14 protein-coding genes are annotated in these 12,942 nt (G+C 61.6%); 5 read left to right on the forward strand and 9 right to left on the reverse strand.

The window, feature by feature from the left end:
- The first annotated feature begins 186 nt into the window (after window positions 1-186).
- The gene (locus ACZ5TH_RS14305) at window positions 187-1,461 is read left to right on the forward strand and encodes an MFS transporter (RefSeq protein WP_464795633.1); all 1,275 of its coding nucleotides are present in this window, start codon (window positions 187-189) and stop codon (window positions 1,459-1,461) included.
- Window positions 1,462-1,647: 186 nt separating this feature from the next.
- Window positions 1,648-2,952 (forward strand): NtaA/DmoA family FMN-dependent monooxygenase, encoded by a 1,305-nt coding sequence (locus ACZ5TH_RS14310; RefSeq protein WP_464795634.1) that lies wholly within the window; start codon window positions 1,648-1,650, stop codon window positions 2,950-2,952.
- Window positions 2,953-3,012: 60 nt separating this feature from the next.
- On the opposite strand, the gene ACZ5TH_RS14315 is transcribed toward ACZ5TH_RS14310, so the two are convergent.
- The 5 genes from ACZ5TH_RS14315 to ACZ5TH_RS14335 form a co-directional block, all read right to left on the reverse strand.
- Window positions 3,013-3,387, reverse strand: coding sequence for a group III truncated hemoglobin (locus tag ACZ5TH_RS14315; protein WP_464795635.1), 375 nt, complete (start codon window positions 3,385-3,387; stop codon window positions 3,013-3,015).
- A gap of 18 nt (window positions 3,388-3,405) precedes the next feature.
- Window positions 3,406-4,590, reverse strand: a complete 1,185-nt coding sequence (locus tag ACZ5TH_RS14320; protein ID WP_464795636.1) for a cytochrome P450 — start codon at window positions 4,588-4,590, stop codon at window positions 3,406-3,408.
- A gap of 147 nt (window positions 4,591-4,737) precedes the next feature.
- A complete protein-coding gene (locus tag ACZ5TH_RS14325; protein WP_464795637.1) occupies window positions 4,738-6,684 on the reverse strand; it encodes a flavin-containing monooxygenase in 1,947 nt (648 codons plus the stop codon).
- Window positions 6,685-6,743: 59 nt separating this feature from the next.
- A complete protein-coding gene (locus ACZ5TH_RS14330; protein WP_449469672.1) occupies window positions 6,744-7,163 on the reverse strand; it encodes a VOC family protein in 420 nt (139 codons plus the stop codon).
- On the reverse strand, window positions 7,160-7,894 hold the full coding sequence (locus tag ACZ5TH_RS14335; RefSeq protein ID WP_464795638.1) for a TetR/AcrR family transcriptional regulator: 735 nt from the start codon (window positions 7,892-7,894) through the stop codon (window positions 7,160-7,162). Before ACZ5TH_RS14335 ends, ACZ5TH_RS14330 begins: the two co-directional genes overlap by 4 nt.
- A gap of 214 nt (window positions 7,895-8,108) precedes the next feature.
- On the opposite strand from ACZ5TH_RS14335, the gene ACZ5TH_RS14340 reads away from it, so the two are divergent.
- From ACZ5TH_RS14340 to ACZ5TH_RS14350, 3 genes are read left to right on the forward strand one after another with little or no spacing between them, the layout of a single operon-like run.
- Window positions 8,109-8,435: an SDR family NAD(P)-dependent oxidoreductase gene (locus ACZ5TH_RS14340; RefSeq protein WP_464795639.1), complete on the forward strand. Its 327-nt coding sequence runs from the start codon at window positions 8,109-8,111 to the stop codon at window positions 8,433-8,435.
- A 32-nt stretch (window positions 8,436-8,467) separates the two neighbouring features.
- Window positions 8,468-8,854: an SDR family oxidoreductase gene (locus ACZ5TH_RS14345; RefSeq protein WP_464795640.1), complete on the forward strand. Its 387-nt coding sequence runs from the start codon at window positions 8,468-8,470 to the stop codon at window positions 8,852-8,854.
- Window positions 8,855-8,878: 24 nt separating this feature from the next.
- Window positions 8,879-9,583, forward strand: coding sequence for a pentapeptide repeat-containing protein (locus ACZ5TH_RS14350; protein WP_464795641.1), 705 nt, complete (start codon window positions 8,879-8,881; stop codon window positions 9,581-9,583).
- Between the two features lie 58 nt (window positions 9,584-9,641).
- Here the strand turns inward: ACZ5TH_RS14350 and ACZ5TH_RS14355 are convergent, their stop codons facing one another.
- From ACZ5TH_RS14355 to ACZ5TH_RS14370, 4 genes are all read right to left on the reverse strand, one after another.
- On the reverse strand, window positions 9,642-9,965 hold the full coding sequence (locus tag ACZ5TH_RS14355) for a hypothetical protein (RefSeq protein WP_464795642.1): 324 nt from the start codon (window positions 9,963-9,965) through the stop codon (window positions 9,642-9,644).
- A 110-nt stretch (window positions 9,966-10,075) separates the two neighbouring features.
- On the reverse strand, window positions 10,076-10,633 hold the full coding sequence (locus ACZ5TH_RS14360) for a PRC-barrel domain-containing protein (RefSeq protein ID WP_464795643.1): 558 nt from the start codon (window positions 10,631-10,633) through the stop codon (window positions 10,076-10,078).
- Window positions 10,634-10,783: 150 nt separating this feature from the next.
- Window positions 10,784-11,197 carry a GlcG/HbpS family heme-binding protein gene (locus ACZ5TH_RS14365; protein ID WP_464795644.1) on the reverse strand — a complete coding sequence of 138 codons (414 nt, stop codon included), beginning with the start codon at window positions 11,195-11,197 and terminating at the stop codon, window positions 10,784-10,786.
- Window positions 11,198-11,276: 79 nt separating this feature from the next.
- A complete protein-coding gene (locus ACZ5TH_RS14370) occupies window positions 11,277-12,860 on the reverse strand; it encodes a hypothetical protein (protein WP_464795645.1) in 1,584 nt (527 codons plus the stop codon).
- Window positions 12,861-12,942 lie beyond the last annotated feature (82 nt).

Consider the following 12,942-nt stretch of genomic DNA (forward strand, 5'->3'; position numbering starts at 1 on the left):
TGAAACAGTTGACGAACGTCAACGGGTGGGCCAGCATCCCGTCGATTCGCGCCGGGTCGCCGCCAACACTTTGCCTGAACTTTGGAAGAAGCGTTCGCTGGAGAAGTGATGGGCCTACCATCTTCCTGGCGGTGGTCGGACAATTTTAGGGACGATCGCTCGTCCAGTCGCAAAGGCGGTAAATGCATGACTGAAGTTGTGGGCATGGATGTAAAGGGCATCGCGCTGCAGCGACGCAGGCGCGGGATGCTTTTGCGGGCCATGTTCGCGCAAAATGTCGGGACGGGTTGTGCGTTCGGTGGTCTGGGCGTCAGCGTCCTTGCATTGCAGGATCGGTACGATGCGTCATTGGCCATGGCCACGATGGCTCTATCCCTTGCCGTCCTGTCGCTCACCGCCTTTGGTCCGCTGATAGCGGTTGCGATTGGTCGCTGGGGCCTTCGCCGGGTCATGTCGACCGGCGTCTTCATCTCCCTGATCGGATATACGGCGCTGGCCTATGCGCCGACCATGCCGATCGCGCTGGCTGTGTGCGGCCTTCTGATCGGTCCCGGCGCCGCCCTGTTTTCCGCCCTGCCGCCTGCGGTCCTGGCAAGCGGCTGGTATCCCGAAGCGCGAGGCAAGGTGATGGGCATTGCCTTTCTGCCCCTATTCGTGACGGTCCTGCCCGTCATTGGGGTGAGCATCATCCAAAATTATGGATTGAAGAGCTTCTTCCTGTTGCTCGCCGGCCTGCATCTGCTCTTGCTGCCGCTGACCTTGACGGTGATCGATCCTCCGGTCGAAGCGTCGGACGAATCCGGCTGGGCCGAGGGGGTGACATCGGGTCCGACGCAGATCGCCATTTTGAGCGGCGCGCTGTTCTGGCTGATCGCGGTCGGTGACGGCATCCTGAATGGCACGGCCATCATGGGTGGTGCACATCTTCTGCCCATCGTCGAGGGATATCATGGGTCTTTGCAGACGGGAGCAGTGCTGCTCGCCGTTTCAGGCGTGGCCAGCATCGTCGGCTCGCTGGTGGCGGGCTTTGCGTGCGACCGGGTCGGTTCGGCCAGGACTCTCGGCCTCGTCGGCCTGGGCTTCGCTGCGGCCTGGGCGATCATGGGCCTGTCAGGAGGGATGTTCGCATTGAATGTCGCGGCGTTACTGACCGGTTTTTGCGGTGCCTCGGTTTTCCCTCCGATCAGCGCGCTGGTCGTTCAGCTTTATGGTTTTGAGGCCTTGCCAAAGGTCCTGGGTTTGCTGAGCGTCATGACGCTGCCATTCTCTTTCTTCATGTCGCCTGCCGCAGGATGGCTGCGTGACTTTGCGGGCAGTTATGAACCGGTATTTGTCGGCGTGTTTGCACTCTGCACCTTTGCCGCTGCCATATTCTTCGGAATGAGCAGATATCATGCGCGCAATAGGGAGGTGCAGCTGGATATTCCCGACGCCGGGCTGCCGCCTGCGAAAGCAGCCTGAAAAAAGGCGTTCCGCAAGGGCGGATAAATTCACTCGCCATTTGGTTGAACATCGTCAACTATTGATAATGTTCAGCGAGCGTCGGGGCCGTTGAAGCGGGTCCGGCGGCATGTTTGCTTTCCCCATGTGCTGCGGACGCATAGGGGGAAACAGGCGTGGAAATACTGGTGAGAAAGGTTTCCGTCGATGGCCCACACGAAATTCCACCTTGGCTATTTCACGAAGTTCGGCGCGACGTCCTGGCCGGGCGATGGCAAGGAGCTTGGATCGCAATGGGCGGATGGTTCCTACCATAAGGAACTGGCCAAGATGCTGGAGGCGGCGAAGTTCGACTTCATCTTCTTCGAAGACACGGTGATCGTTGGCGATCGCTACGGCGGTTCGATGGAGCTGGACCTTAAGAATGCGACGCTGTCGCCCAAGCTCGATCCCCTGCCGCTGCTCCCGGTGATGGCGCAGGAAACATCGCATATCGGCCTGATCGCGACGGCTTCGACGACCTTCTATCCGCCCTATCTGCTTGCAAGGCTGCTCTCCACCATCGACTCCCTGACGAAGGGGCGCGCGGGATGGAACATGGTGACGTCGAGCGAGAAGAACGCGGCGTTGAACTTTGGCATGGCAAAGCTGCTGCCCCCCAGCGAGCGCTATGACATTGCGGATGAGTTTGTCGAACTGTGCAAGAAGCTGTGGGATAGCTGGGAAGAAGGGGCATTGGTCGCGAACACCGAGACAGGTGTCTATGTCGATCATACCAAGGTCCACACCGTCAATTTCGAGGGGCAGCATTTCCGTTCGCGCGGGCCGTTGAACACGTTGCGATCGCCGCAGGGCTATCCGGTTCTGGCGCAAGCGGGTGCATCCGAGCGGGGCCGTGATTTCTCATCGAAGAACGCCGAAGTCGTGCTGGGCATGATGACCGGCGGGGTGAAGGGCATGAAGGCCTATCGCGAGGACATCCGCAACCGCGCCGAAAAACAGGGTCGCGATCCTGATAGCATCAAGGTGTTCTTCCTGACGCCGGTCAACATCCTGCCCGAGGGCGGAGAGCCGCCCGAAATGACCGAGGCCGAAAAGCAGGCGGCGTTCGAGCATAATATCGTCATGGCTTCATCCTCGCTCGACATCGACTTTTCGCTCTACGATGTGGATGCGCCCGTGCCGCAGGACATTGTGGCAGGCGGCCACACCAGCGCACTGGAACATATGAAAAAGGCCGGGCGGGAGGAGGGCAAATCCCTTCGCGACCTGTTTTCCTCAGGGAAAGGGGGCAGCGGCTCCCGATTCAGGGGCACGGCGCAAGAGGTCGCGGATCAGCTGATGGCGGTCATGGACGAAGTGGGTGGCGACGGCATATTGATCGAAGGGTCCGGCTATAATCGCCAGCTGCCCGATCTGGTCAATGGGGTCATTCCTGCGCTTCAGAAGGCGGGCGCGGTGCGCACTGAGTATGAAGGCACCACGCTGCGCGAAATCCTGCGCGAATTTTGAGATCTGGTTGTCGGCATTGGTGGCGGACGGTTGCGTTGCGATCGTCCCTGCTCACCCGGCTTAAGCCTTCCTGTCGCGGTAGAATTGAACGCCCAATTGCAGGCTTTCCGCGATCCGGTCGGCCTTTTCCCGAAAGGCCGCGGCGACGTCTGGCGCGAGGATGTCGCCGCTCGTCTGTCGCCACAGGGCAAGCCAGCGGCTGAAATTATCGGCGGTCATGTGCGGTTCGTGCCGGACATGCGCAACCATCGGCTGGCCCTTGTACCGCCCGGTTCCCAGCATCACCGATGACCAGAATGCCTTCAACTTTTCCAGATGAAGCGGCCAGTCGTCGATCGCCTGATTGAATATCGGCCCAAGGATCGGGTCCGCGCGCACCCGATCGTAAAAGGCGGGGACCAGCCGGTCGATATCCTCTTCGCTTATCTTGCTCATCAGTCAGGCGGCATTCGCTCAATCGCAGGAAATGAGAGCATTGCGCAGTTCATAGCCTGTCACCAGCGGATTCCACGCCAGCGTCGGCGCGCGGTCGAGCTTCAGGCCCGGCACCTGCAACAGGCGTTCCAGGAAGAGGCAGCTTTCCTGAAGCGCGACTTGCGCGCCGGGGCAGCGATGTTCTCCATCGCCGAAGGACAGGCCCGCATTGCCATATTTGGCGCTGACTTCCCGGCCCGGCACAAACTCGCAAGGCCGCTCGCCAAAGGCCGTTGTGTCCGTGTTCGCGGCGCGTACGTCGATGGCGACAGCAGCACCGGGAGGCGCGCCCGCTGCCCCCGCCTCGTCGGCAGGCATGCGGCGGTAGAGATAGCCGACGACCGGCTCCAGCCGCAGCAGCTCCTCCAGCAGGGCGATCTTCCCCTTTTCATCCGCGGCGAGGAAGGCGGCCCTCAAATCCTCACGCTCCAGCATATGCCAGGCGGCCATCACGATGAACTCGCGCGTCGTCGCCATTCCAGCGGCGCCATAGACCAGACATTCGGTCAATATCTCCCGGCCATTATAGCCTTCGTCGATAAGGTGGGAGATGACATCGTCCCGCCGCTGCTTTCGCCGCGCGCGGATCGCTGGGGCGACGTCATGATAATAGAAGGACAGCACCCGATATTGGGATTGCACGAATTTGACCAATGACGCCAACTTGCCCGGATGGGGGCGGAAATCGCCGGTAAAGAACACGTCCAGCCGCCTTGCCAGCCCCTTGGGATCGCTGTCGGTCAGGCCGACGATATGGCTGGCGACGGCGACGGCAAGCTCAAGGCTGAGCTGGTCGAGGAAGGCGGTCTTGTCCTTCGCGAACCGGGAAACCAGCATGTCGCTGAGTTCTACCATCAACTCGCGATAGTGGGTGGTGACGATGCGGGGCGTGAAGAAACGGGCGGTGGCGCTGCGCTGAACGCGATGCGTTTCGCCTTCGAGGAACAGGATTGGCTGGCGCGTCGCGCTGCCGATCTTGCCGACCTGTTCGGCGAGGAAACCGGCCTGGCGTACATTTTGATTGCGAAGGATGGCACGCGCTTCGGCGAAATCGCGGGTGCGCATATCGGGATCGACGGTCCCACCGGCGTCGGCGGCTGCGGCTGACTTGCGGTCATCGCCCTCGCGATGAAAAGGACAGGCGGCGGAAAGGCGAGCGTCCATCAGCGTCGACCCTCATATGATGCACGACGAGCGCCTAACTTAGGCGCCCCCCGATGCCGGTCAAGGCCCCACCTGTCCTGATCAATCATTTGGGGAGGGGAGGCGCCTGGCCGCGCAGCAGCCCGGCTCCTCCCCCCGTCCTTACGGTCAGTCGAACTTATAGTCTTCCAGCACGGGTTCTTGCAGCTCGTTCCACATGTCGACGAGGCGGAAAGGCCAGGGACCGACGGGCCGACCCTTGCTGTTTTGATAATAGCTTTTCGACTTGGGATGGGTCCAGATCATGTGCTTCATCTGATCGTCGATCCGCTTGTTGTGGCGCAGGAAGGCTTCCTCCGTCACCTCGATCGTGCGGGCGCCGGTCGCGATCATGTGATCGAGACATTCGATCAGATAATGGACCTGCGATTCGCTGACGATGTTGAGGCCGCCTGCGTGGTTCGGTCCGATATTGGGGCCGGTCGACAGGAAGTAGTTGGGATAGCCCGGGATGGTCGTGCCCATATAGGCGCGCTCTTCCTCGTCCGCCCAGTCCACCGCCAGATCATGACCATCGCGGCCCTTGATCTCCAGATCCTGCACCAGCGACGATGCGTTGAAGCCGGTCGCGCAGATGATCACGTCGAGTTCGTAGAACTTGCCGTCGTTCGTGCGGATGCCGTTCGGCAGGATTTCGGCGATGCCCGCCGTCTCCAGCGTCGTGTGCGGCTGCACGAGGGCATCGTACCAGCCCGCGTCCATCACGACGCGCTTGGAGAAGATCGGGAAGTCGGGCGTCAGCTTTTCGATGAGGTCAGGGCGTCCCGCCAGCTTGTGATGCATGTGCGACAAGGCATATTGGCGCATGCCTTCATTGAGCGCCGACACGGCGATGCCGTCTTCGGGGTAGGACGGGTCCTTCACCACATTGGGATAGAGGCCGTCGGCCGCGAACCAGAACACGCGGAAGCGGAACCATTCCTTGTAATAGGGAATGTGCCGCAGCGCCCATTTCACCGGGTCTGGGACTTCCGCCTTCACTTCGGGATTGTTGATCATCCAGTGCTTGGTGCGCATGAAGACGACCAGTTCATCCACTTCCTTGACGATCGTGGACACGATCTGCGCGGAGCTGGCGCCGGTGCCGATGACGGCGACCTTCTTGCCCTTCAGGTCGATATTTTCGTCATAGTCGGCCGAGTGGGTGATGATGCCCTTGAAGCTTTCGATGCCGGGGATCTCGGGCAGCTTCCAACGGTCGGTGGTGCCGAACGCGTTGAACACGGCATTGGCCTTGATGACTTCGCGCTTGCCGGTGTTCAAATCCTCGATGGTGACGTTCCACACGGCTTCATCCTGATTGAAGACCAGGCTGTGCACCATGGTCTTGAACCGGATGTTGCGGCGGACGTCATATTTGTCGGCCACGGCGCGGAAATATTCGCGCATGTCCGCGCCATGCGGGTGGTAGTGGTTCCATTCCGGGCTGATTTCGAAGGAATAGGAATAGAAGTGGCTGGGCGTATCCACGCCGACGCCCGGATAGCGGTTCTTCCACCAGGTGCCGCCGACTTCCTCATTCTTTTCGATGATCACATGATCGTAACCGGCGCGCTCCAGCTCGATCCCGGCGAGAATGCCGGTAAGGCCCGCGCCGATGACCAGCACCTTGAAGCCAGCCGGAGGAGGCGTGCGGCCGGGCTGTTCCTTGCGCGCGGGGCTGCGCTTGAAGCCGCCTTGTTCAACGACCATGGGGACGAATTCGTCCTCCACCGGCTCGCCGACGCCGATGCTCATCATCTTTTGCATCAGTTCGATCGGTGGATCTTCCGACTTGGCCGCGCCCGGCGTCGTCAGCACATGGACCAGCTTTTCATGCAGGTCGTCGATGCAGTCCTGCGGGATCACATAGTCGGGGTTGGTGTAAGGGGGGTGAATGTGGACCTGGAAGTTCTGAAGCATCGATTCATCATGCGTCAGATGCACATAGACCATCAGCAAGGTCTGGAGATTGGCCGCCTTAAGCGCTGCGCGCAGTTCGGGGCCATCAGCCAGCGGAAGGGGGCGGCTGCCACTGTCAAGCATGTTCGGCAAAGTCTTCGTTCTCATATCCATATGTCTCTCCATGAGAGCTGGGGATCTGTGGGGGATGCGGGGGCGATGTCGCCCTGCCGTTATCTCGCCATCATCTCCACATTCTCGCTCAACCGTCCTTCAGGGTCGCTGGTGAACAGGACGCGCACGCCATGTTCGGGCATTTCGCGAACCGGGCCGACATGCTTGCCGCCGTGCGCGAGCACCCGTTCGGCAAGCGCGTCGAGGTCCGTGGTGATGAATCCAAGGATCACTTCCCGGTCGCGTGGAGCAGGCCTATCTAAAAAGTTGATCATCGTCAACGATTCTGCGCCCATGCTTTCACCCGGGCCCATAATCACTTCACGCAGGCGCCCCATAACGGCGGGATCGCCCGATTCCACGCGGTGCAGGCTGTTGAGCCCGTACACCGCGCCATAATAGGCGGCCATGGCTTCCTCATCCTGCACGATCAGCTTGGTGAAGCCGAATCGCGTGTCGCCTGCATTGCTCAAAGTCATTCTCCCGTCATTTCCGATTGCGCGTTCGCCGCCTCCGCGATGATGCGTTCCAGGCCGGCTATGATGTGGGTGAAGCCGTAGGTGAGGGCCGCTTTCCGATCGACCTGCAGCAGGTCGTGCTGAAGACCCTGCAACAACGCAGCCTCATAGGCCGTCAGGGCATGGATATGCGCGGTCGTCCGCTGGTGGTTGTGCTCCGGAGGAGGCGGCTGGGACGTGATGAAGCCGAGAGCCGATGTCGTGAACCACCGCACCGCAAAGGCAAGGTCGGGGCCGGTCAGCCCCTGCGCGCTGATCAATTCCACCACAGGTATCCATGTGCGCAACCAGCCCGGCGACGCATGGCCATCCCACAGGCTGAGCTTCATCGCGACGGGATAGCGCTGGAAGAGATCCTCTGTCGCCCACAGCCACTGGCGCACTTCGTCCTGCCAAGGCGCGCCCTTTGCCGGGTAATCGAACCGGCTGTATATTTCGTCGGCGACGGCGATCAGCAGATCGTCGCGGCTGGGGAAGTAATTGTAAAGGGTCATGACCCCGGCTTTCAGGCTCTTTGCGAGCAGACCCATGGAAAATCGGTCGATCGACATTTCGTCGAGCAGGACCAGTGCCGCCTGGATGATCGTGCCGCGCGACAGCCGGGGAGGTCGCCCACGCCCGCGCGCGGAAATACCCGGCTGAGAAGCAGCGTCGAGCGTCGTCCCGTCCCCGATGTTCAAACCGCCCATCATCTTGACCGCTCCCACTCTTATACCTTGTCAGAAATAAGGGTTTGGGCTCTTCTGTCAATTTACGTATGCTATACGAGATCATTGACGCCAGTTGGTCCGTAACGGAAACATCCTTGTTGATCGGCGGCGCGGCTGCGTCCAACTTCGCGATCAGCTTTTCCGCCAGGTGGGCAAGCCATGGATCAGAACAGATTGTCGAATGGAGAAAAGAGGCATGCAGAGGTTCGGGGACAAGTCCGTCGTCATTACCGGCGGTTCCAGCGGTATCGGCCTCGCCGCGGCCCAGCGGATCATGGAGGAGGGCGGATCGGTGCTGATCACCGGATCGAACCGGGAAAGACTGGACAGTGTCGCGGCGCAGTTGCCCGGCGTGCATGTCCTGCAAAATGACGCGTCCCGTCCGGAAGCCGCCGAAGCGCTCGCGCAGGAAGCTGCCCGCCTGTTTGGCAAGGTCGATGGCCTGTTCCTGAACGCAGGCGTCGGGGCAGGCGCGCCGCTCGGCCATATCAGTGCTGACCTTACCGGAACCTTATTGACCTGAATGTCGGCGGGCCGATCTTCGGGACGCAGGCGATGGCGCCGTTGATCCGCGACGGCGGCTCAATCCTGATCACGGCATCCGTTGCGAAGGATAAGGGGCTGCCCGCAAGCGCCCTTTATGGCGCCACCAAGGGGGCCGTCCGCTCGCTTGCAAGAGGCTTTGCCTATGAACTGGCCCCGCGCCGCATCCGCGTGAACACATTGAGCCCCGGACCGATCGCGACCGACTTTTTCAACCGCCTCGGCCTGCCCGAAGAGCATGTTGCTGCGGTCGAACTGCAGATGGCCGGGAACAATCCCTTAGGCCGCCTTGGAACGGCGCAGGAAGCGGCGGCGGTCGCCCTGTTCCTGCTGTCTGATGAGGCAAGCTATGTGACTGGGTCGGACTATTTCGTCGATGGCGGGGAAGCGCAGCTTTAGCATAGCTGGTCTGCCCGGGGGATCATGTCTAACAGCATCCAGATGCAGCATGTTAGTGACGACCAAGTGATCCGCGGGCAGACTTTGGCGCGCCAGGATATTGAAACGCTCATAGGCACGCCGCGTTCGTTGGCCGAGTGCGTGATCGAGGGTGCGGACCTGTCGCATCTGGACCTGTCCCAATGGTCGTTTCAACAATGCGACATGCGACGCACCGATTTCACCGGCGCAAAACTTGATCGCAGCACCTGGCAGTCGTGCCGCGCCGCTTCGGCCAATTTCACGGGTTGCGATCTGGGCGAAGCGCGCCTTGCCAACAGCGACCTGAACGGTGCTTCGTTGAAGCGTAGTATGTTGCAAGCGGTGCATTTTTTCGGCTGCAAACTTACGGGCGCCGACCTGTCGGATGTTCGGGCGCTAGACATCCATTTTGAAGAAACGCTGTTGATCGGCGCGAAGCTGACCGGGCGTTCCTTTATGAAGGCGAGGCTCGCACGGGTCGATTTTTCTCAGGCGGACTTGCGCAAATGCGATTTTCGGATGGCATCGTTCGAGGATTGCAGCCTGCGGGAGGCGCTGCTGACCGGCGCCCGGTTCGAAGGCGCGGACCTGCGCGGTGCTGACCTTGGCGGCGTAAGGCTGGAGGACGCGTCCCGTTTTCGTGGCGCGACCATATCGCGGGAGCAGGCGGGGCAATTGCTCAGCGAATTGGGATTGAACGTGCGATGAGGGTTCGAGTCCTTCGCTCGCGCCGCTCAAATTGGACGGGTGTCGGGATCATGCACCCTTAATTGTCGCAATATTCCCAACGCCCGGCGTTGCAGGCCGCCACTGCGCGCCGCCATGACGCCATCTGGCGATCATAATCCGCGCGAGCATCGGCATAGCCTTCGCCGCCGCCCTGCGCACGGCGATAGTTGCGCATGATCCGCGCATCGCGGTCGCGAACATAGGCGAGCTGCTGCTGGTTCATCTGCCGGATGATTGCCCGGTCACGTGCCCGTGCCGCAGAACTGCGCATGGTGGGGTCATGCGGATCGTCCGCGAGCGCAACTGCTGGAAGCAGCGCGGCACCGAGCGCGGCCACGCATGCGACTATCCTGACCTTCATGGACCCTTGCCCCTCTTTTTTCCCTTTCCCTGCTAATCGCGATCCGTTCCGCCGAAGGCAACGGATTTGCGACGAACGGCAGGTCGCAGCCTTCCCCCCTTACGCTTCGGTCATGGTGCATCGCCCTGGGGCAGTTCGGCGGGGGCGGCTGGCCAGTCGCCATCCTGTAGCGGCGGCAATGCTTCGAACCAGGTGCTGTCCCGATTGAGTGTGAAGCGATCGCAGGAAAAGCGGATATCGTCACGGGCCACGGCGCGCAGGACTTCATGGATGCCGCCCACCCCGCTGGCGCTGATGACGACATAGCTGACACTGCCGTTTTCGCAGGTGACGAGGGCTTCGACGACCTTGCCGACCGTCTGTCCGTCGGATGCCGCGACCGGAACCCCCGCGATGCCGGTGGCCGTGAAGAGGGTCGGGTAGGGCGATCGGCGGCTGGATTGGGCGGCCGACTTGCCCCCATCCTCATAAGCGCGCTGGCGACCGAGCCATCGCCATACGCCGATCAGGTTGACGAAGGTGAGGAAGCCGTTCGTCGCGACGAGGTTCGTCTGCCCGGACGACAGGCCGACGACCGACCATGCGATCGATCCAAAGGTGAACACGACGAAACCCCAGCCGGTGGCGCGCGCGCCCAGATTGGCGGCGGTCATCATCGCGGCGATCATGGTCGCTATGGGCGCGACCCAGCCAGCAACATTTTCCAGAGCAGGCTCCTACATTCGAAGCGAATGATGCTTCAACGCGCGCCAGCCATGTTGGTGGCGGCGTGATGCAGGGGCTTTGCAAAAATGGGTGGCGAGAGTCGCGGCCCTTGCCTAGCCCTGCGGCAGGATCGCGGCGATTCCGGCGCGTGCGACCTGGGCGTCCTGATCCGACTTGACCCCGGAAACACCCACGGCGCCGACATAGTCACTGTCGATGACGATCGGGACCGCGCCTTCGAGCATGGCGGGCATGCCGGGTGCGGACAGCATCGAAACGCGGCCGTTGAGCACCAGATCCTCATAGACCTTCGTTTCCCGGCGGCCGAGTATGGATGTCGATGCCTTTGCCTCTGCCATCTTCACGGTGCTGGCGGCGGCACCATCCAGCCGGATGAGGCCAAGCAGATGCGCACCGTCATCGACGATCGCGATCGTCACGGCCCAGCCGTTGGCCAAAGCTTCTGCTTCGGCTGCGGCGAGGATCGCCTTTACATCGCTTGCTTCAAGGCAGTGCTTGGTCTTCATGCCGTTCGATCCGTTATTGATGCGCCGGGGGCGGGTGAGGGAAAGCGCGCCTTATCACCCGCCGCGCGTCTTGCCAGCATTATAGAGGGGGAGGCGGCTGGGAGAGGCTCTGATCCGCTTCGACGGGGATGGTCAGCAATTCGGGCTTTTCCCCGCCGAACGACTGGATCGCGACGATCACATTGCCTGCCGTCGTGACGTCTGAGAGAGGCATGTCGATGGCAATGGCGTCGTCGCCGGATGCCTGCCATTTTACCGCGACGCTCCGCCCTTCCGGCAGCTGGACGGCAACATTCCTCACGCAAGCCGTCGTGGGGCCGGTCAGCAGCAGCCTGTCATTCTTTCCCGCTATCAGGCGCTGGTCGGCGGAGGGCTGCAAGCTGCCCGCTTGCGGGAATTGGAGGGCGAATTCCGGCCCGTCAAAGGATTCAAAACCCCAATGCCCGTGCAAGCGGCCCTTCATCGGCCCGCTCAAGTCCTCAACCTTGAAGGAAGGCGCGAATATGTAGCCGCCTTTGTCGGCTCGCGCGATGAGCGGTGCTTCGACCATGTGGCCGTCCTTGTCCGTCAGCCGCAAGACCATGTTGTGGGCATAGTCGGTGGCAAAGACGAGCGGCGCGCCATCGACGCCCAGGACGATGCCGGGCCGGGAGCCGCAGATGGGAACGTCGCTGCTCCGGCGTAGGGGTGGGGGAACATTCTTTTCGATCGCGGGCAAGGCGGCCACGAGCACGGACTTGGGCTTGCGGAAGGAGGGCGCACTGTTCAGCAACAAGGACACGGACTTGCCATTCTGAATGCCGAGCGCGGGCAGATAGTTGAATTCCGGATTGTTGAACGCGCCGAATATGCGCGCAAGGTCGCGGACTACGCCGATATAAGGGCTGTAAAAGCCATAGCCCCCCTCTCGCGTCGCGCTGAGTTGCAGGGCGAGGTCGGTGGGCGCGCCGATGATGGTTTCGGTGAGCGAATTGCTGTGGATGTCGCCCAGCACCAGACTGTCGCGATTTTCGACGAGGCAGGCGGCCTGAAACTCGACGATTTTCGCCAGGCAGTCGGGGTTCAGTTTGACGGCAAGGCTTGAGGACAGGATTGGCGCAACGGTCCTCAGATATTCAGGGTGGCTGTTTTCCTGCGATCGGATGCCCAGGATGAAGGCGTTGAGCCTGCTCCGGTCCAGTGAAGCCTTGTTGATGTCCTGCGTCACGCGGACGAATTCGCCGGGGCGGCCACGGATCGCGTCGGAAATGGTGCTGAGGTCGCCGCCGGTATCGGGCACCATGAACAACACTAGCTGGCGCGCATGATCCGGCACGGTCAGTTTCAATATCCGTTTCCGGTCCTTGCTCTGCCATGTTTCGGCGCTGGAAATCCAGCTTTTGGGCGGCGGGTTGGTGACGCCGCGCAGGAATGCCGACACCAGGCGATAGCGGATCGACTGGTCTTCGGGGAGATTGGCTTCGATCCTGACGACGTCGCCCGACGCCAGTGCGGGTACTTGTCCGATCGGTAGGGTTCGCCCAGCGCGGCTGACCGTTACCAGCAGTTCGGGGCCGGGGAGGTCGAAGGGTGCCGGGTCTGCCGCAGACGCCGCGACGGACGCCATGCAGGTGGCGAGGGCGAGGATGCAAAGGCGTATCGAACTGATCCGGCGGTAGGTCATGCATTCTCCCTGCGCAGGTAAGTCGAGCCGTCAAGAGAGAAGGCGGCCCTTTTCGCTTTGCCGATCCGCTGGGAAGGCAGGA

It is taken from the genome of Sphingobium sp. TomTYG73 (assembly GCF_055394245.1).

Bases quoted from the DNA above. Each gene is read 5' to 3' on its own strand.
- ACZ5TH_RS14305 (WP_464795633.1), top strand. From the start codon at position 187: ATGACTGAAGTTGTGGGCATGGATGTAAAGGGCATCGCGCTGCAGCGA.
- ACZ5TH_RS14310 (WP_464795634.1), top strand. From the start codon at position 1,648: ATGGCCCACACGAAATTCCACCTTGGCTATTTCACGAAGTTCGGCGCG.
- ACZ5TH_RS14315 (WP_464795635.1), bottom strand. From the start codon at position 3,387: ATGAGCAAGATAAGCGAAGAGGATATCGACCGGCTGGTCCCCGCCTTT.
- ACZ5TH_RS14320 (WP_464795636.1), bottom strand. From the start codon at position 4,590: ATGGACGCTCGCCTTTCCGCCGCCTGTCCTTTTCATCGCGAGGGCGAT.
- ACZ5TH_RS14325 (WP_464795637.1), bottom strand. From the start codon at position 6,684: ATGGATATGAGAACGAAGACTTTGCCGAACATGCTTGACAGTGGCAGC.
- ACZ5TH_RS14330 (WP_449469672.1), bottom strand. From the start codon at position 7,163: ATGACTTTGAGCAATGCAGGCGACACGCGATTCGGCTTCACCAAGCTG.
- ACZ5TH_RS14335 (WP_464795638.1), bottom strand. From the start codon at position 7,894: ATGATGGGCGGTTTGAACATCGGGGACGGGACGACGCTCGACGCTGCT.
- ACZ5TH_RS14340 (WP_464795639.1), top strand. From the start codon at position 8,109: ATGCAGAGGTTCGGGGACAAGTCCGTCGTCATTACCGGCGGTTCCAGC.
- ACZ5TH_RS14345 (WP_464795640.1), top strand. From the start codon at position 8,468: ATGGCGCCGTTGATCCGCGACGGCGGCTCAATCCTGATCACGGCATCC.
- ACZ5TH_RS14350 (WP_464795641.1), top strand. From the start codon at position 8,879: ATGTCTAACAGCATCCAGATGCAGCATGTTAGTGACGACCAAGTGATC.
- ACZ5TH_RS14355 (WP_464795642.1), bottom strand. From the start codon at position 9,965: ATGAAGGTCAGGATAGTCGCATGCGTGGCCGCGCTCGGTGCCGCGCTG.
- ACZ5TH_RS14360 (WP_464795643.1), bottom strand. From the start codon at position 10,633: ATGATCGCCGCGATGATGACCGCCGCCAATCTGGGCGCGCGCGCCACC.
- ACZ5TH_RS14365 (WP_464795644.1), bottom strand. From the start codon at position 11,197: ATGAAGACCAAGCACTGCCTTGAAGCAAGCGATGTAAAGGCGATCCTC.
- ACZ5TH_RS14370 (WP_464795645.1), bottom strand. From the start codon at position 12,860: ATGACCTACCGCCGGATCAGTTCGATACGCCTTTGCATCCTCGCCCTC.